The organism is Cellvibrio sp. GW822-FHT04B05, assembly GCF_058800985.1.
On sequence record NZ_JBXAMU010000003.1, the window covers coordinates 583,607 to 600,054 of the forward strand.

Annotated in this window: 18 protein-coding genes; 8 read left to right on the forward strand and 10 right to left on the reverse strand. The window is 50.7% G+C overall.

The window, feature by feature from the left end; all coding sequences use genetic code 11:
• Nucleotides 1-31: 31 nt before the first annotated feature.
• Genes AC1RJL_RS12375 through dksA form a run of 3 tightly spaced genes read right to left on the reverse strand, consistent with a single transcriptional unit; the run spans nucleotide 32 to nucleotide 1,713 of the window.
• On the reverse strand, nucleotides 32-214 hold the full coding sequence (locus AC1RJL_RS12375) for a hypothetical protein (RefSeq protein ID WP_435782288.1): 183 nt from the start codon (nucleotides 212-214) through the stop codon (nucleotides 32-34).
• Between the two features lie 44 nt (nucleotides 215-258).
• Nucleotides 259-1,245: a tRNA glutamyl-Q(34) synthetase GluQRS gene (gluQRS, locus tag AC1RJL_RS12380; protein ID WP_492914403.1), complete on the reverse strand. Its 987-nt coding sequence runs from the start codon at nucleotides 1,243-1,245 to the stop codon at nucleotides 259-261.
• A gap of 24 nt (nucleotides 1,246-1,269) precedes the next feature.
• On the reverse strand, nucleotides 1,270-1,713 hold the full coding sequence (gene dksA, locus AC1RJL_RS12385; protein WP_007645291.1) for an RNA polymerase-binding protein DksA: 444 nt from the start codon (nucleotides 1,711-1,713) through the stop codon (nucleotides 1,270-1,272).
• Between the two features lie 249 nt (nucleotides 1,714-1,962).
• On the opposite strand from dksA, the gene sfsA reads away from it, so the two are divergent.
• Nucleotides 1,963-2,706: a DNA/RNA nuclease SfsA gene (gene sfsA / locus AC1RJL_RS12390; RefSeq protein ID WP_492914743.1), complete on the forward strand. Its 744-nt coding sequence runs from the start codon at nucleotides 1,963-1,965 to the stop codon at nucleotides 2,704-2,706.
• A 214-nt stretch (nucleotides 2,707-2,920) separates the two neighbouring features.
• Here sfsA and AC1RJL_RS12395 read toward each other — a convergent pair whose 3' ends face one another.
• Complete coding sequence (locus tag AC1RJL_RS12395; RefSeq protein WP_492914406.1) at nucleotides 2,921-3,466, reverse strand: DUF4136 domain-containing protein; 546 nt, start codon at nucleotides 3,464-3,466, stop codon at nucleotides 2,921-2,923.
• A 135-nt stretch (nucleotides 3,467-3,601) separates the two neighbouring features.
• Between AC1RJL_RS12395 and AC1RJL_RS12400 the strand changes: the two genes are divergently transcribed.
• Nucleotides 3,602-4,420 (forward strand): undecaprenyl-diphosphate phosphatase, encoded by an 819-nt coding sequence (locus AC1RJL_RS12400; protein WP_492914408.1) that lies wholly within the window; start codon nucleotides 3,602-3,604, stop codon nucleotides 4,418-4,420.
• A 21-nt stretch (nucleotides 4,421-4,441) separates the two neighbouring features.
• On the opposite strand, the gene AC1RJL_RS12405 is transcribed toward AC1RJL_RS12400, so the two are convergent.
• From AC1RJL_RS12405 to AC1RJL_RS12425, 5 genes are all read right to left on the reverse strand, one after another.
• The gene (locus AC1RJL_RS12405; RefSeq protein WP_492914410.1) at nucleotides 4,442-4,822 is read right to left on the reverse strand and encodes a gamma-butyrobetaine hydroxylase family protein; all 381 of its coding nucleotides are present in this window, start codon (nucleotides 4,820-4,822) and stop codon (nucleotides 4,442-4,444) included.
• 17 nt (nucleotides 4,823-4,839) lie between these two features.
• A complete protein-coding gene (gene hslU / locus AC1RJL_RS12410) occupies nucleotides 4,840-6,162 on the reverse strand; it encodes an ATP-dependent protease ATPase subunit HslU (protein WP_492914413.1) in 1,323 nt (440 codons plus the stop codon).
• Between the two features lie 63 nt (nucleotides 6,163-6,225).
• A complete protein-coding gene (hslV, locus tag AC1RJL_RS12415; RefSeq protein ID WP_492914415.1) occupies nucleotides 6,226-6,750 on the reverse strand; it encodes an ATP-dependent protease subunit HslV in 525 nt (174 codons plus the stop codon).
• A 112-nt stretch (nucleotides 6,751-6,862) separates the two neighbouring features.
• Complete coding sequence (locus AC1RJL_RS12420; RefSeq protein WP_492914417.1) at nucleotides 6,863-7,411, reverse strand: SPOR domain-containing protein; 549 nt, start codon at nucleotides 7,409-7,411, stop codon at nucleotides 6,863-6,865.
• Between the two features lie 128 nt (nucleotides 7,412-7,539).
• Nucleotides 7,540-9,765 carry a primosomal protein N' gene (locus AC1RJL_RS12425; RefSeq protein WP_492914418.1) on the reverse strand — a complete coding sequence of 742 codons (2,226 nt, stop codon included), beginning with the start codon at nucleotides 9,763-9,765 and terminating at the stop codon, nucleotides 7,540-7,542.
• Between the two features lie 225 nt (nucleotides 9,766-9,990).
• Here AC1RJL_RS12425 and rpmE point away from each other — a divergent pair, with 225 nt between their 5' ends.
• On the forward strand, nucleotides 9,991-10,215 hold the full coding sequence (gene rpmE / locus AC1RJL_RS12430) for a 50S ribosomal protein L31 (RefSeq protein WP_492914420.1): 225 nt from the start codon (nucleotides 9,991-9,993) through the stop codon (nucleotides 10,213-10,215).
• A gap of 4 nt (nucleotides 10,216-10,219) precedes the next feature.
• Nucleotides 10,220-11,077, forward strand: coding sequence for a thermonuclease family protein (locus AC1RJL_RS12435; protein WP_492914422.1), 858 nt, complete (start codon nucleotides 10,220-10,222; stop codon nucleotides 11,075-11,077).
• Nucleotides 11,078-11,082: 5 nt separating this feature from the next.
• On the opposite strand, the gene AC1RJL_RS12440 is transcribed toward AC1RJL_RS12435, so the two are convergent.
• A complete protein-coding gene (locus AC1RJL_RS12440) occupies nucleotides 11,083-13,548 on the reverse strand; it encodes a penicillin-binding protein 1A (RefSeq protein ID WP_492914424.1) in 2,466 nt (821 codons plus the stop codon).
• Between the two features lie 103 nt (nucleotides 13,549-13,651).
• Here AC1RJL_RS12440 and AC1RJL_RS12445 point away from each other — a divergent pair, with 103 nt between their 5' ends.
• The 4 genes from AC1RJL_RS12445 to AC1RJL_RS12460 are packed head-to-tail and all read left to right on the forward strand — an operon-like array spanning nucleotide 13,652 to nucleotide 16,448.
• Nucleotides 13,652-14,719 (forward strand): pilus assembly protein PilM, encoded by a 1,068-nt coding sequence (locus AC1RJL_RS12445; RefSeq protein ID WP_492914426.1) that lies wholly within the window; start codon nucleotides 13,652-13,654, stop codon nucleotides 14,717-14,719.
• Entirely contained in the window at nucleotides 14,719-15,306 is a 588-nt protein-coding gene (locus AC1RJL_RS12450; protein ID WP_492914428.1) for a PilN domain-containing protein, read from the forward strand. Before AC1RJL_RS12445 ends, AC1RJL_RS12450 begins: the two co-directional genes overlap by 1 nt.
• Nucleotides 15,307-15,927, forward strand: a complete 621-nt coding sequence (locus tag AC1RJL_RS12455; RefSeq protein ID WP_492914429.1) for a type IV pilus inner membrane component PilO — start codon at nucleotides 15,307-15,309, stop codon at nucleotides 15,925-15,927.
• Nucleotides 15,924-16,448: a pilus assembly protein PilP gene (locus tag AC1RJL_RS12460; protein WP_492914431.1), complete on the forward strand. Its 525-nt coding sequence runs from the start codon at nucleotides 15,924-15,926 to the stop codon at nucleotides 16,446-16,448. The genes AC1RJL_RS12455 and AC1RJL_RS12460 overlap by 4 nt, the downstream gene beginning before the upstream one ends.

Here is a 16,448-nt window from a genome sequence, read left to right on the forward strand (position 1 = left end):
GTCTTGTGGAAGGATCAATTGATCGGCACAGTTAATCAAAATCGTGATATTTCTTGCGGCGGATCTGCATGATAAACGCGATTACAATCACCACTACCCACACAATATAGGGACGATACCAGGCGCCTTCGGTATTGATAATCCAGTTAAACAGGCTCGGCGAAAATATATAAGCCACTAGCAGCAGCAAGATAACCAGGCGTTGATTGTTCATATCGTAATCTTCCCTATGTGCAAAGCGAGGCAGGTTAATGGCTCTTATTCTTCTTGTTCGTAATTTTCGTCCTGATACAGATGGCCAAGGCCAGAGATGGAATCGCGTTGCCAATGATGCAAAGCCCAGTCCAATAATTCAGGGGTAGAACTATCCGCCAGATCGGCGGGAGGATTTTGCCCTAAAAACTCTAGCCCATGCCACAGATTCCTGCTCGCAAGTTTGCCGTCTATCGCCTTTGCATGGTTTTGTTTACTGAGTTTTTGACCGTTGGCCTGCATGGCCAATGGCACATGGCCAAATTGCGGTAGCGGTGCGCCCAATAATGCGAAGAAAAATAACTGACGACCGGTAACCTCGAGCAGATCGCTGCCGCGAATAATATGGGTAATTCCCTGTGCGATATCATCGACCACAACCGCTAACGGGTAGGCGAAGTAACCGTCGCGTCGCTTGAGGATCTGGTCTCCCGCTTCAGTGCGCAGGTTTTGCGTTTGTGTGCCCTGGATTAAATCATCGAAGCGGATCAAGTCTGGTGTAGCACGATCCGGCAGATCGTAGAGCTTCAGGCGCTGTGAGCAGCTCTGACCGGACGCTGGCTGGTGTGCGCGGCAATGACCGTTGTATATCCCTCCCATATTGGCCAAGTCCTGGCGCGAACAAGTGCAAGGGTAGGCGTATCCGGCATCTGACAGTGCATCAAGGCACTGTTGATAGGCGTGGTGGCGCTGGCTTTGGTAGAGAACTTCCCCATCCCAATGTAGCCCGTGTTCATCGAGGCTTTGCAGTATTGCGCTGGCCGCCCCGGGTTGTTCGCGCGGCGGGTCGAGATCTTCTATACGTACCAGCCATTGTCCGCCATTGGCTTTGGCATCCAGATAACTGGCGAGCGCGCTGACAAGGGAGCCGAAATGCAGTGGGCCACTGGGTGAAGGAGCAAAACGACCGATATAGCCTGATGTTTCAGTGCTGTTGAGTCGGGAAGGGGTAAGCGAAAGAGGTGTTGCTGACATGGTGATTGAGGCGAGCAAGGGCTCGCCTCGATCAAACCGGCATTAGCCGCCGATTTGTTTTTCCTTGATTTCCGCGAGGGTTTTGCAATCCACGCAGAGGGTAGCAGTCGGGCGCGCTTCAAGGCGACGGATACCGATTTCAACGCCGCAGGCATCGCAGTAGCCGTAATCATTGTTTTCGATCAGCTCAAGGGTGCTGTCGATTTTCTTGATCAGCTTGCGCTCGCGGTCGCGGGTGCGCAGCTCAAGGCTGAACTCTTCTTCCTGACTGGCGCGATCGGCCGGATCAGGAAAGTTGGCCGCTTCGTCTTTCATGTGGCTTACGGTACGGTCTACTTCTTCCATCAGTTCTGAACGCCAGTTGAGCAGTAACTGCCTGAAGTGCAGCTTCTGGTTATCGTTCATATATTCTTCGCCTTTCTTCTCCACATAAGGAGTAAAAGGACGCAGTGCAAATGTTTCAGTAGAGGGTGATTTTTTCGCCATAGTAGCGCCTCGCAAGACTTCCTGGATCGGCAATAATCTGCACCGGTAAGTGGGCAGAATTAGAAGGGGGAGCAAGCTATCAGATAACAAATGCGAGTGCTAGCTTTTTTCGCGCACTGGCTGGCTGAGGTGCTTGATCCTGTAAATCCACTCTCCAATTCCTATTTCAAGCAAAAACTATAGCCCCAAATTGGCGCGTTTGTGCTTCAATTTGCCGCCAATCGACCAACAATCGGGTTATTGCTGCTTATGTCCTTGTTTTATCCCGCGCTGCTACTCAGGCGCTACAAACGTTTTCTGGCCGACGTGCGCCTGCCCGATGGCCGTGAGTTAACCATCCATTGCCCTAATACCGGCTCGATGAAAAATTGCGTCCTCCCCGAGAGCCCCTGCTGGTATTCCGTCAGTCTGAGCCAGGCGCGCAAGTATCCGCAGACACTGGAACTGGTGACAACACCCGGCGGTCATCTTGCGGGAATCAATACCGCGCGCACTAATGAGCTGGTTGAGGCTGCCTTGCGCGCGCAAGTTATTAGCGAATTGCGCGGCTACCAGACGCTGCGGCGCGAAGTGGTTTATGGCAGCGAAAAATCGCGCATTGATTTTTTATTAAACCAACGTGTATTGAGTGATAAATGTTTAAGTGAAAACAAAAGTCCTGATACGCGCCTGTGTTACCTGGAAGTGAAAAATGTGACCTTGATGGAAGAGGAGGGCGAAGGATTTTTCCCCGATGCCGTAAGTGAGCGCGGCAGTAAACACTTGCGTGAATTGATTGCGATGGTGGAGCAAGGACACAGGGCGGTTTTATTATTTTGCGTACAGCACACCGGCATTCAATCAGTGCGGGCAGCGGCGCATATCGATTCGGTGTATGCAACAACATTGCGAGCGGCGCATGCCGCTGGTGTCGAAGTGGTCGCCTATGCAGCGGCGATCAAGCCTGAGCAATACTCTATTGTGTTGGATCGCCCTTTACCGGTACTGATCTAGTTTATGCGCGGTTGAAATTAACTACCGCGACTGCGCTCCAATTAAATCGTCGCGCTCTATTCCAGCCAGCCTGGCATCCGGACGTCATAACCACGAGCGGTAAAATGCCTTCGGCAGCAAAACGTTGTGATTGCGACATAAGAGAAAAATCAGGAAGGAAAAATCGGACTGCCGGATTGGATAGTGTTATCCAATCCGGCATGAGGACAATGCATTATTTCGCAGAGGCTTGCGGCGGGAATGGACTTAAGAGTTTGGTAAAACTTTCGCGCAATTTGTTTTCGGCTTTTAGCGAGAAATTAATCAGTGGAATTTCTTCGGCGTTGCCGCGCCAGATCAAGGTATTGGTACTGGTCTGGGTGATGTCGAATACGATCACCCCGACTTGTTTGCCTTTACCCACGGTTTGTCCGGTTCCCAAACCAACATTGCCGTGACGCCCCACCGGTAAGCCGATACCAATGCCGATGCTGGTATTGCCGCCGCTGCTAACACGCGAAAATACCTGCATATCAACCAGTAAGTCACTGTTAGATGCGACTTTGGTGAAGCCTTGCGATTGCAATTGTGCATCGGCGAGATTTTGTAAAAAGGTTTGGTCAACGCCACCAATATCCACAGATAGAGCGCGCCAACTGTAGGTTTTTAAACCATAGAAGTTGGTGTCTGCTTTGAAGTCATTGGCGTAGTGGATATTAGTGCAGGCACTTAGCAGCAGTAACAATGCTGTCACCAGGGCTGTGGAATAGTAATTGCGCATTGCTTCATCCTCGTTGGGGTTTATATCTGTAATTATAACCTAGTCATTGACACCAGATTGGGCACAGAGTTTGCAAACACGGTGTAATTGTCGCAGACTTGCGCCCGCTAAATTAATACCTACCAAGGAGCTTTCGTGGATTTACTGCTGATTTTTAAAGCCATCATCATGGGAATTGTTGAAGGGTTGACTGAGTTTTTACCCATTTCAAGTACAGGGCATTTGATTGTTGTTGGCGATTTGATCGATTTTCATAACGATGGGCGTGTATTTGAAATTGCTATTCAGTTGGGCGCTATCCTCGCCGTAGTCGTTGAATACCGCCAAAAGTTTACCCGCGTTGCACTGGGAATGTTTAATGACTCGCAATCCCAGCGTTTTATTCTCAATCTGCTGATCGCATTTTTGCCCGCTGCTTTCGTGGGAGTGTTGTTCATTTCGCTGATCAAAACCTATTTGTTCAATGCGCTGAGCGTAGCAACTATGTTGATTCTCGGTGGCTTGGTGATTTTATGGGCCGAGCGGCGCACACATGAAATCCGTGTGACCGATGTCGATGATATGAGCTGGAAAGATGCGTTAAAAGTGGGCCTGTTTCAGGTGATATCGATGATTCCGGGCACATCGCGCTCGGGAGCGACGATTATCGGCGGTTTATTTATTGGATTGAATCGAAAGGTCGCGGCTGAGTTTTCATTTTTCCTGGCAGTACCGACGATGTTTGCGGCAACGTTTTATGATATTTACAAGCATCGCGATATGTTGGATATGGGTGATTTCCCGATGTTCGCGGCGGGCTTCATCACTGCATTTATCAGTGCCTGGATTGCGGTGCGGACGTTAGTGCGGTTTGTGGCTAATCACAGCTATGAAATTTTTGCCTGGTATCGAATTGTGTTTGGCCTGTTTATTTTGATCAGCGCTTACACCGGTTGGGTCAGCTGGTCGATATAAGCGATGCTGAGCGGATAACCGTCAATAAATAAATTTCACCACGCTGGTATCTTTTTCACGACTTTTACCCGCCTTGTGTAAATCCTCCAAATATTCTTGCCACATTTTCTCCTGGTTCTTGCCGAGTTCATAAAAATAGTCCCAGGTGAAAATTCCGCTGTCATGACCATCATCAAAAATTAATTTGAGCGCGTAATTACCTGCGCGCTCAATTTTGCTGATGCCAACGGCTTTTTTTCCATGCTGTAGAACGGCTTGCCCAGGGCCATGGCCTTTTACTTCGGCGCTGGGGGAGTGCACGCGCAAAAATTCGGCGGGCAATAAAAATTGCTCGCCACCGAAATGCAACTCAAGTTGTTGCGATTGTTTGTGGAACTGGATCTTTCTTGGAATTGCGCTCATGTTTTTTCTGCAATCAATTACAAAATAAAACGACTAAGGTCTTCGTTCTTCGCCAATTCGCCCAAGTGGGATTCAACATAAACAGCGTTGATCTCGACATCGGCTTTGCTATCGCCCGCTTCAAAGGATACACCTTCCAGCAGCCGCTCCAGAATAGTATGCAAGCGGCGCGCGCCAATATTTTCAGTGCGCTCATTCACTTCAAAAGCGGTTTCGGCAATGCGGCGAATTCCATCTTTGGTGAATGTAATCGTTACCCCTTCGGTTTTCAGCAACGCTTCCTGTTGTTCCGTTAACGATGCTTTGGGTTCGGTGAGGATGCGCTCAAAATCGTCCGGCGTTAACGCGCTCAATTCCACGCGAATTGGCAAGCGACCCTGCAACTCGGGAATTAAATCCGATGGTTTGCTCAGGTGGAATGCACCGGAAGTGATAAATAAAATATGGTCGGTTTTGATGGTGCCGTGTTTGGTGGAGACGGTGCAGCCTTCGATCAATGGCAACAAATCGCGTTGTACACCTTCGCGTGAGACATCGGCGCCGCTCACATTACCCTTGCGCGCAACTTTATCGATTTCATCGATAAACACTATGCCGTTTTGCTCGGTCGCTTCGATGGCTTGCGCTTTGATATCGTCGTCGCTCACCAGCTTTGCCGCTTCTTCATCCTGCAATTGTTTAAAGGCTTTTTTCACTGTCATTCTGGCTTTTTTGGTTTTGTCGCGCCCGAGTGATGAAAACATACTTTGCAATTGATTGGTCATGTCTTCCATGCCCGGTGGCGCCATGATTTCAACCCCCACGTTAGTGGCGGCTATATCGATTTCAATTTCTTTATCGTCCAGTTCGCCTTCACGCAATTTCTTGCGGAAAATCTGGCGGGTACCGGATTCATGTTTGCTTTCTTCGTCAGACAAGCTGCGTGCCGGCGGCAAAAGTACATCGAGGATGCGCTCTTCAGCTGCTTCGGCAGCGCGATGTTGCACCGATTTGGTCGCTTGCTCACGGCGCATTTTGATGGCGACATCGACGAGATCGCGAATGATCGATTCCACATCGCGGCCAACATAACCAACCTCGGTAAATTTGGTCGCTTCCACTTTGATAAAGGGCGCATTGGCGAGTTTAGCCAAGCGACGGGCAATTTCTGTTTTACCGACACCGGTTGGGCCGATCATCAAAATGTTTTTGGGTGTGATTTCATTGCGCATCTCGGCGGGCACTTGCATGCGGCGCCAACGGTTGCGCAGCGCAATGGCGACGGCGCGCTTGGCATCTGCCTGGCCGACGATATGTTTATCCAATTCGTGCACGATTTCGCGCGGAGTCATAGAGGACATAAAAAACTCTTAAAAAAATAAATGAATGTTGCAAACCTTAATTAATTTCCAAACGGAAACTGATCAATAGTCGAGCACTTCGATGGTGTGGGTATGGTTAGTGAAGACGCAAATATCACCGGCGATTTTCAGGCCTTTTTCAACGATAGTGCGCGCATCCAATTGGGTATTTTCCAGCAGCGCGCGGGCGGCTGCCTGGGCGTAGTTTCCACCGGAACCTATCGCGATCAGATCGTCTTCCGGTTGAATAACGTCGCCGTTGCCGGTGATGATCAGCGAGGCATCTTTATCGGCCACAGCAAGCAATGCTTCCAACCGCCGCAGGCTGCGGTCGCTGCGCCAATCTTTGGCGAGTTCCACGGCGGCGCGGGTCAGTTGGCCGTTGTGTGCTTCGAGTTTGGCTTCAAAGCGTTCGAAGAGCGTGAATGCGTCGGCGGTGCCGCCGGCAAATCCGGCAATAACCTGATTTTTATAAAGGCGGCGCACTTTGCGCGCATTGCCTTTCATCACCGTATTACCAAGGGAAACCTGGCCGTCGCCACCGATAACCACTTGCCCATCGCGGCGAACAGAGAGAATTGTAGTCACTGGACTTCCTATAAATTTACGTTGTGGAAGTCACAAAGTGGGGGGCAGGTGCGCCTTTTTCAAGGCGCTCTTTATCGTGAAGCAATCGTGGTGCGAGTAAGCGCGTTTTTAGCTAAGGTTTGGTTTTGGCACGTTTGAGGACTAATGCGTTGTACTGGTTATTGACCAATTGTGAGCGCGCTGTTGTCAATGCCGCTTGCGTTGCAAACGGGCCTACTACTACGCGATGCCAGATTTCACTTTTACGGATTTCCACTTTTTCGATATGGGCATCCAGATTGAGCAAAATTAATTGGGCACGCAATTTATCGGCATCGTATTCGCTCGGGAATGAACCTACTTGCAAGATGTATTCGGTGGTTTGTTCCTGCGCAGGTTTTTGCTCTTCCATCGTCTCGCTGGCGGGGACTATGGTTTCGCTTTCCTGCAGCAATTTATAGAAATCAAAACGCGGTTTCGGGGTTTTGTTTTCAGTGACTTTGGCTTTCGGCTTCTCTTTCGGCGCTTCCACCGTTACCGGATTCTTAATGAAGTAAACGCTGGCCGCAAAGGCACCCAGTACTAAACCGGCGATAAACCAGAGCCAGGCTGGTGTTGAACTGTTACCGGACGAGGTGCGGCGTGCGGGGGCACGGCTTTTTTTGGCGAAATCTTTGCTCATGGAATCGGTGTGTCTGGTGTGAATCAAGGGCGCGATTGTAAAGGGATTGCGCGGGTGAGTCACTAAGCCTGCAATTTGCGCCTTGGTCTGTTCTTTGTGTCACTTAAACATGACTCATTTCTTTATTGCTAACCCATCTCCTGCGGATCAACATCAATCGACCAGCGCACACGTTTGGCGAGGGGTGATGCTTCCAGTTGCAGTGCTAGTTGGCTGAGCAACTGTTGCAGTGGTTTGCGCTGCGCACTGTTGATTTGCAATTGGTAGCGAAAGCGATCGCCGCGTTTTTCCATCATCGCCGGCAAGGGCCCGAGATAATTAACGTGTGGCTGCGACGGCTGTAATTGCTCGGCTATTTGGCGCGCAACCTGCAGGAAGTCCACCGCTGCGATAGCCTGTTTGCTCTCCGCGCGAATGAGCGCCAAGTGGCGATAGGGCGGCAATTGGGTGATATGGCGTTCGTGCAGAATTAGATCGGCGAGGGCGTGATAACCCTGCTGTACCAATGTTTGCACCAGCGGGTGATCGGTGTGGTGGCTCTGCAAAATCACGCGGCCGTTTTTTTCTTCGCGGCCGGCGCGACCGGCCACTTGCAGTAATAACTGCCCCATGCGTTCTGCGCCGCGAAAATCAGTGCTGAATAAACCGGCGTCGGCATCGATAATCACCACTAGTGTGACATCGGCAAAATGGTGGCCTTTGGCAAGCATCTGCGTCCCCACGAGAATGCAGGGCTCGCCGGAATGCACATCGACCAATAACTTTTGCATCGCATTTTTATTGCGCGTGGAATCGCGATCCACGCGGATGACGTTGTGCGCGGGAAATAATTGTTGCAGCACAATTTCACTGCGCTCGGTGCCTTGGCCGATTGGCTGGATTCTGCTGCTGTTGCAGCTCGGGCAGCGCTTGGGGATGCCGCGTTGGTGATCGCAGTGATGACAGTGCAAGTGGCGTGGGGTCTGATGCACGGTCATGCGTGCATCGCAGTGATTGCAGTTGGCCAGCCAGCCGCAATCGTGGCATTCCAGCGTGGGCGCGTAGCCGCGGCGATTGAGGAAAACCAGCACCTGATTGCCTTTGCCCAAGGTATCGCCAATGGCGTCGATACTGGCTTGCGCAAAACCTTCGTGCAGGATTTCGCCGCGAATATCCAGCAATTGGATTTCCGGCGGTTTGGCATTGCCTGCGCGCGCCTTCAAACGCAAATAGTGATAGCGACCCTGCAGCGCATTGTGCAGGGTTTCCAGTGACGGTGTTGCCGAACCGAGGATCAGTGGAATCCCGAGGCGATGGGCGCGCACGGCGGCGAGATCGCGCGCCGAATAGCGAAATCCGTCCTGCTGTTTAAAGGAGCCGTCGTGCTCCTCATCGATAATCAAAATGCCCGGTTCTTTTAACGGCGTAAACAGCGCCGAACGGGTACCGATAATAATGCGCGCTATACCGTCGCGTGCTTGCAGCCAGGCATCCAACCGTTCGCGGTCATTCAGCCCGGAATGCAAAGCGACTATCGGCAGGGCAAAGCGGCGTTGGAAACGTTGCAGGGTTTGCGGGGTGAGGCCGATCTCCGGCACGAGTACCAGCGCCTGCTTACCTTGTTTGAGGGTTTGCTCTATAGCTTGCAGGTAGATTTCCGTCTTACCGCTGCCGGTGGCGCCATCGAGCAAGTAGGTTTTGAAATGGTGATAGTCGATCTGCGCAAATGCCGCCTGCTGTTCATCGCTCAAGGTCAGCGGCTGTTCGCGCAATATTTGCGATGGCATTGCTGTAGTGCTGGGGGCGACTTCCACAAGCGTGGCCAGCCCTTTGTCGATCAAACTTTTGGCGATGGTACGCGGGATGTCGAGCAGGTCGAGATCGTTACGGCTGAGCTGGTGGCGGTTTTGCAGCGCAGCGAGTAACGCGGCCTGTTTGGGTGAGCGTTTTAGTGCGCCTTCAGGCAAACCCTTGCCCTCAGTGGTGAGTCGGAACATAGGTTCGCCGCGCAATTGTGCCGGCTCCCCTTGACGCAACAGCGCGGGTAGCGCCGCTTGCAAGGCTTCACCGGGTGCACATTGATAGTAATCCGCGGCCCAGAGGCAAAGGTCGAGCAATTCGCTATCCAATGCCGGGTGCGAGTCGATAATCTCCAGCGCCGCGCGCAATTTGCCCGGGTCCTGCGTCAGCTCTGCTTTCACTTTCACCAACACGCCGATTAATTCCCGGTGCCCGAAAGGTACGCGCACCAATATGCCGGGTTGCAAATCACCTGGCGACACATTGATAGGTGGTAAATAGTCGAAGCAGCGACGCAGAGGTACTGGCAGTGCGACTTCAAGCAGCAGGAGATCGGTCGATAAGGTGTGGGTCATGGGGTCGGCAATAATCAAACGAGGCGGGCAGCATAACGCAATCGCTCTCGCCTTCGCATAATATTGCCATAGGGCTGATGATTTTTTGCTCGAAATGGCGCTTTTCAGTTGCGCACCTGCGGTTTTCTGGTAGTATCGCCGCTCCCAAAAACAGCCGTTTTTAAACCTATGTGCGGTGCCTGGCAAATGATCAGGTGGCGGCGCAGCTCACACAAGGCATTTATCATGAAAGCAGATATTCATCCAAATTACGTTGAGATCGCAGTAACTTGCAGCTGCGGCAACAACTTCGCTACTCGTTCAACCATGGGCAAACCCCTGCACGTTGACGTATGCGGCGCCTGCCATCCGTTCTATACCGGCAAGCAAAAAATTGTTGATACCGGTGGCCGTATCGATCGCTTCACCAAGCGTTTCGGCAGCCGTATCGCCGGTGCCAAGAAAGACTAATTTCTTGTTTCGCGCCCTGCTGGCATCGCTAGTAAAAACGCCGGGAATGAAAATTCCCGGCGTTTTTTTATGCTTGTTAATTCCTCTTACGGCAGTTGCTGAATGCGGCATCCCCTCAAGCGCGAGTATTCAAGTCGCCCGCGTATCGGACGGCGATACCCTGAAGTTGCAGGATGGCCGCTCGGTACGGGTACTTGGCATCAATGCACCGGAGATTATCCACGGGAAAAAATCCGGCCAGCCGCTCGGGCGTGAATCGCGCGCGTCGGCTCAGGCGTTTATCGATGCAACTAACGGAAAGGTGCGGCTCGGATTTGAGCGGGAAATTAAGGACCACTATGGTCGTTTACTGGCCCATGTGTATGACAGTCGCGGGCGCAGTTTAGCGGTAGCGCAGTTACGCGCTGGCATGGCATTGCAAATTGCAGTGCCGCCCAATACGGCCCAGGCGCAATGCTTGCTGGAGGTTGAGCGGGATGCGCGTAAAAAATCACTCGGTATGTGGCGCGATAGTTATTGGCAGCCGCTACCGACCAAATCGATGCGCGGTGATGAAGTTGGCTTCCGGCAGGTGCGTGGTCGTATTGCCAAGGTGAGCATCAATTCGGCGATATGGTTGGAGTTTGAGGGCAAACTGGTAGCGCGAGTCGCTAAAAAAGATTGGTCGGCATTTTCCTACCAACAATCCGATTGGCAGACCCTAAAGGGCAGGGAGATAGAGTTGCGTGGCTGGATCAGCTCGCAAAAATTGAAGGCTCGATCAACTTCAAAGGCTCAGTCAAACCCAACCGGGTCGCAGCAATTTAAGCCGCTGTTATTGCAGCTGCGATCCCCCTCATCCATGAGGATAATCGCACTATAAGTGGTTTAGAAAAGTTCTTCCGGCAGGGTTGCCTGCTCAGTTGTTTCATTACCGGCGGCTGACGTGCGTCCGGTGTCTTCCCTTAAAAACACTTCGAAGATCGCATTGGGATCCCCTGGCATGGCGGGTTTGCCTGTATCGGCATTAATCCGTACGGTCACTATTCCTTCCGGTTGGCGCGATAGCTGATCGGGCACGCCTTCCAGCGCAATGCGCATAAAGTCGATCCACATAGGCAATGCTGCCGAACTGCCGAATTCTTTGCGTCCCAAGAGCGTGTTTTGGTCGAAGCCTACCCATACGCTGGCGGCGATATTGGGGTTGTAGCCGGAAAACCAGCTATCGCGCGGGCCATTGGTAGTACCGGTTTTGCCGGCGATATCACTGCGCCCGAGTTGTTTGGCCAGCCGGCCGGTGCCTTTGTCGACGACATCGCGCAGCATTGAATCAATTAAATAGGCGATGCGGGCGTCGATAATCCGCGGCGCCCGCTGGCTGCTATCCATGCTGGGAGTGGATGGTAATAGGGTGCCATCTTCGGCATAGCGAACCTGTTGGTTATCGCACTCTTTGCACACCCGCTTTGGATGTGCTTCGTACACAACCTTACCGGTACCATCTTCAATCCGCGTGACCAGATAAGGATCAACTTTGAATCCGCCGTTGGCAAAACTGGCATAAGCGGTCGCCATCTGGATGGGGGTGAGCGCGTGGGTGCCCAACGCCAGCGTCAGGTCGCGCGGAAATTCTTTCGGATTAAAGCCGAAGCGCGCGAGGCTATCGAGTGCGGTTTGCATACCGATACTGCGCAGCAGGCGGATTGATACCAGATTGCGCGAGCGGTAGAGCGCCTGACGCATACGCATGGGGCCGGTAAATTTGCCGTCGTCATTTTCCGGACGCCAGGCTACGCCAGTGCTGGTGTTTTCAATCACGATGGGGGCGTCATTAATGATCGAAGCGGGGGTAAAACCATTCTCCAGTGCGGCGGTATAAATCAGCGGTTTGAAGCTGGAGCCTGGCTGGCGCGCACCTTGTATCGCACGGTTGTAATGGCTTTGATTGAAATCGAGGCCACCGACGAGTGAGCGAATGGCACCGTCAAGCGGGTCGAGCGATACCAGTGCAGCCTGGATTGCCGGCACTTGGCTAAAATGCCATTGGTCGTCATTATCTTTGGTGATGCGCACCACATCGCCGGGTTTCAAGAACTCGGTAACTGTCTTGTAAACCGCACCGCGACTGTCCTCGGTAATATAGGGACGGACATTGGATAGCCCTTGTTCCCAGCCTAACTCGACAAATTCGCCATTGCTCATCAGTAGGCGCAACGACTTCTCCTCTACATCAACCACTGCTGCCGGCTCCTGGCCACCCAAAGGTTTGATGTCCTGCAACTGGTCTTGCCAATCGAGTAACTCGGTATCACCGGATGGTTTAAGGCGCAGTTCCGGGCCGCGATAACCGTGGCGCTGGTCGTAACCCAGTAATCCCTTGAGAACCGCTGCCTGTGCTGTTGCCTGCATGGCGCTATCGACGCTGGTATATACCTTGTAACCATCGGTATAGGCTTTTTCACCGAAGCGATCCAACACTTCCTGGCGTGCCATTTCGGAAATATAAGGCGCTTGAACATCCAGTGTGGTGCCGTGATAGCTGGCGGTGTTGGGTTCATTGATCGCGGCTTCGTAAGTCGCTTGATCAATATGCCGCAATTCGTACATGCGGCCAATAATCCAGTTGCGGCGAATCATTGCCCGCTTGAGGTTGGCGAGTGGATTGTAGGCAGAAGGTGCTTTCAGTACACCGACGATCATGGCGTATTGGGCGACACTGAGCTGGTGGATATCTTTGCCATAGTAGATCTGCGCAGCCGCTTGCAGGCCATAGGCACGGTTACCAAAGAACATTTTATTGTTGAACAGTTCAAGGATTTCCTCCTTGGTAAATTTTCTTTCAATTTCAAGGGATAAGAGGATTTCGTTAAACTTGCGTGAGAAGATTTGTTGGCGAGTGAGAAAGAAATCACGCGCCAACTGTTGAGTAATAGTACTTCCGCCCGATTGGATGGCGCCAGACTTTAGAATTTGTGATGCGGCGCGCAACATGCCTTTTAGAGAAACTCCATGATGCTCGAAGAACTCTGCATCTTCGGCGGAGAGGAGTGCTTTTATATAAAGAGGCGGTATCTGGTTATAGGTCAGCGGAGTGCGACGCTGTTCTCCAAATTCACCAATCAGTTTGCCGTCGCTTGAATAAACCCTTAAAGGGGTCTGTAATTTAACTTCCCTCAATGAATTAACGGATGGCAATTTAGGGCTTAAATAAAGATAGAGCCCGGCGAATGTCACCAGGGTAACGCTGAAACCAGCCAGTAACAGCCAGAAAATAATGCCGAAGAAGGATTTTTTACTGAACATTTTTTCTATGTGAATTAATGAGTTAGCGCGGTAGCCGCAGGTGGCGGGCATTATACGGGCTTTTTGCCTGTTTACATATTCATCGGTTTGTTGCAGGCTTAAGTTAAAGTGCTATAACATAAACAACGTCTAAGTTACGGATATAGATAGAAAAATGGGCATTTTAAGTTTCCTGGAAAAGAAGGCAAAGCCGGTTGTCGGGCTGGATATCAGCTCCACATCGGTAAAATTGCTTGAGCTTAGTCGCAGTGGCGATCGCTACCGCGTTGAGTCCTATACCGTAAAAGCCCTGCCGCCTAATGCGGTGGTGGAAAAAAATATTGCCGATCCCGCTGCTGTGGCAGAGGTGGTCAGGTCAATGGTCAAGCAATCAAAAACCAAGCTCAAGCACGCCGCAGTCGCGGTTGCCGGGTCGGCGGTGATCACCAAAATGATCGATATGCCAATCGACTTGAATGATGACGCCATGGAAAGCCAGATTGCTGCAGAAGCGGATCAATATATTCCCTTCCCGCTTGAAGAGGTTGCACTCGACTTTGAAGTGCAAGGTATTTCTCCTCGTAATCCCGATCAGGTTGAGGTGTTATTGGCCGCATGTCGGCGCGAGAATGTAGAAGTTCGCCAGCAAGTGCTGGCTGATTCAGATTTGATCGCCGAAAAAGTCGACATTGAAGCTTATTGTATGGAGCGTGCTTTTGAGTTGATCGCCGAGCAACTGGAGGATCAGGAAGGCCAAGTGGTAGCGATTATTGATATCGGTGCGACTATGACCACTCTCAGCGTTTTGGTAGATGGTAAAACAGTTTATACCCGAGAGCAGTTGTTCGGTGGGCGTCAACTGACTGAGGAAATTCAGCGTCGTTACGGTCTGTCGCGTGAAGAGGCAGGTCTTGCCAAGAAGCAAGGTGGTTTGCCTGATGATTATGAGATGGAAGTGCTTACTCCTTTTAAAGATGCCGTTGTGCAACAGGTTACCCGTTCACTCCAGTTTTTCTTTTCCGCCAGCCAATACAACGATGTTGACTACATCATTCTCGCTGGCGGTGTTGCCTCATTGGAAGGATTGGTCGGTCTGATAGAAGAAAAGTTGGGCACCCAGACGGTAGTTGCAAATCCCTTTGCGCGTATGTCGGTCTCATCAAGAGTTAATGCGGTGTCGCTTGCCAATGATGCGCCCGCGTTGATGATCGTTACCGGTTTGGCGATGAGGAGTTTTGATTAATGGCCAAGATTAACTTACTACCTTGGCGTCAGGCCTATCGTGAAGAGAAAAAGCGCGAGTTCCTCGGTGTCATTTTTGGGGTCGGTATTGTCGCTGCTTTTGGAGCATATTTGTGGGTGTCCAGTGTGCAGTCTGCAATCGAAAATCAAAATGCGCGCAATCAAATGTTGAATCAGGAAATTGCCAAACTTGATGCACAAGTAAAAGAAATCAGTGAAATCAAAAAGGTGCGTGATGATTTACTGGCTCGAATCAAAGTCATCACTGATTTGGAAGGAACTCGCCCTGTTATTGTCCGATATTTCGATGAGCTGGCAAGGGCTATTCCCGATGGTGTTTGGATTAGTTCTGCCGAGCGTAAAGGCAATATCGTAACCATTGAAGGTGTAGCTGAATCCTATAATCGTATTGCCAGTTTCTTGCGTAATCTTGAAGCTTCTGATTGGTATGCTTCACATAATTTAATTTCTGTGGATGCAGCTCCTGAAGAGGGAGAAGATGCGAGCAAATTCAAGATGACCGTTGAAACCTCCGCGCCAGTCGATCCAACTGCTGATCCAGCGAAATCCGCAGGAGGAGCAAAATAAATGTCATTACAAGATACCTTGGAGCAGCTCAAAGAATTCGATGTTAATAATATCGACTTTGAAAAAATTGGCGTTTGGCCATGGCCGGCTAAAGTGTTTGTTTGTCTTCTGCTCATCATAGTGATTTTTGCAGGGACCTATTATCTGAAAATCAGCGATTTGAATCTTGAATTGGAGTCAGTTGCATCCCAGGAACAGGCGCTGCGTGGTACCTTCGAAAAGCGTAGTTTTGAAGCGGCAAATTTAGATGCATATAAAGCGCAGATGGAAGAGATGAAAGTTACTTTTGATTCGTTGTTATCGCGCTTGCCTGCTAAAACCGAAGTGCCCGGATTGCTCGAAGATATCGGTACCCGTGGTAGTGAAAGTGGCCTTACTAACATCAATATTAATTTTCAGCCAGATGTTGTTGCAGAGTATTACATTGAGGTGCCAATTAATATTTCTGCGGAAGGCGGTTATCACGATATGGGAGGGTTTGTCAGTGGTGTGGCGGGTATGCCACGTATTGTTACCCTGCATGACTTTGCTATTACTACCTCAAAAGGAAGTAAAACGTTAAGCATGAAGATATTAGCGAAGACCTATCGCTACAAGTCACAGGAGTCTGCAGCAAAATGAAGCGGTCACTGTTAATCGTTCAATTGTTCTGTATGTTGGCGCTTGTTGGTTGCGGGCAGTCATCGCAGCAGGATCTGGTCAATTTTATGGAGGAAACCAAGCGTAGGCCAAAAGGGCAAATTGAGCCTTTGCCGACGTTTAGTCCGTATCAGCCATTTACTTATAGTGCCATGACTTTGCGCAGCCCATTTGAAAAGCCTATCCCAATAGACGAGTCTGCTGCAAAAGGTGGACGAGCTGTAGCACCGGATTTGACCAGAGAGAAAGAGTTTCTTGAAGGTTTCAATATCACTTCACTCAAAATGGTTGGCACTATCAGTAAAGGCGGTCAACTTTGGGCGCTTATCGACGATGGTGCAAATAGCGTAGTGCCTGCAACTGTTGGCAATTACTTGGGGATGAACCACGGAAAAATTATATCTACCAGTTCATCACAAATTGAAGTGATGGAAATTGTGGGCGATGGTTCCAATGGCTGGGTTGAACGTCCCAGAATTATTAAATTAGAAGAGAAGGAATAA

What these genes read in the sequence shown, in the direction of transcription:
- AC1RJL_RS12375 (WP_435782288.1), bottom strand. Translation starts at nt 214, where the DNA reads ATGAACAATCAACGCCTGGTTATCTTGCTGCTGCTAGTGGCTTATATA.
- AC1RJL_RS12405 (WP_492914410.1), bottom strand. Translation starts at nt 4,822, where the DNA reads ATGAGCGCAATTCCAAGAAAGATCCAGTTCCACAAACAATCGCAACAA.
- AC1RJL_RS12395 (WP_492914406.1), bottom strand. Translation starts at nt 3,466, where the DNA reads ATGCGCAATTACTATTCCACAGCCCTGGTGACAGCATTGTTACTGCTG.
- rpmE (WP_492914420.1), top strand. Translation starts at nt 9,991, where the DNA reads ATGAAAGCAGATATTCATCCAAATTACGTTGAGATCGCAGTAACTTGC.
- AC1RJL_RS12445 (WP_492914426.1), top strand. Translation starts at nt 13,652, where the DNA reads ATGGGCATTTTAAGTTTCCTGGAAAAGAAGGCAAAGCCGGTTGTCGGG.
- AC1RJL_RS12440 (WP_492914424.1), bottom strand. Translation starts at nt 13,548, where the DNA reads ATGCCCGCCACCTGCGGCTACCGCGCTAACTCATTAATTCACATAGAA.
- AC1RJL_RS12460 (WP_492914431.1), top strand. Translation starts at nt 15,924, where the DNA reads ATGAAGCGGTCACTGTTAATCGTTCAATTGTTCTGTATGTTGGCGCTT.
- AC1RJL_RS12455 (WP_492914429.1), top strand. Translation starts at nt 15,307, where the DNA reads ATGTCATTACAAGATACCTTGGAGCAGCTCAAAGAATTCGATGTTAAT.
- AC1RJL_RS12425 (WP_492914418.1), bottom strand. Translation starts at nt 9,765, where the DNA reads ATGACCCACACCTTATCGACCGATCTCCTGCTGCTTGAAGTCGCACTG.
- hslU (WP_492914413.1), bottom strand. Translation starts at nt 6,162, where the DNA reads ATGTCCTCTATGACTCCGCGCGAAATCGTGCACGAATTGGATAAACAT.
- AC1RJL_RS12420 (WP_492914417.1), bottom strand. Translation starts at nt 7,411, where the DNA reads ATGAGCAAAGATTTCGCCAAAAAAAGCCGTGCCCCCGCACGCCGCACC.
- sfsA (WP_492914743.1), top strand. Translation starts at nt 1,963, where the DNA reads ATGTCCTTGTTTTATCCCGCGCTGCTACTCAGGCGCTACAAACGTTTT.
- dksA (WP_007645291.1), bottom strand. Translation starts at nt 1,713, where the DNA reads ATGGCGAAAAAATCACCCTCTACTGAAACATTTGCACTGCGTCCTTTT.
- AC1RJL_RS12450 (WP_492914428.1), top strand. Translation starts at nt 14,719, where the DNA reads ATGGCCAAGATTAACTTACTACCTTGGCGTCAGGCCTATCGTGAAGAG.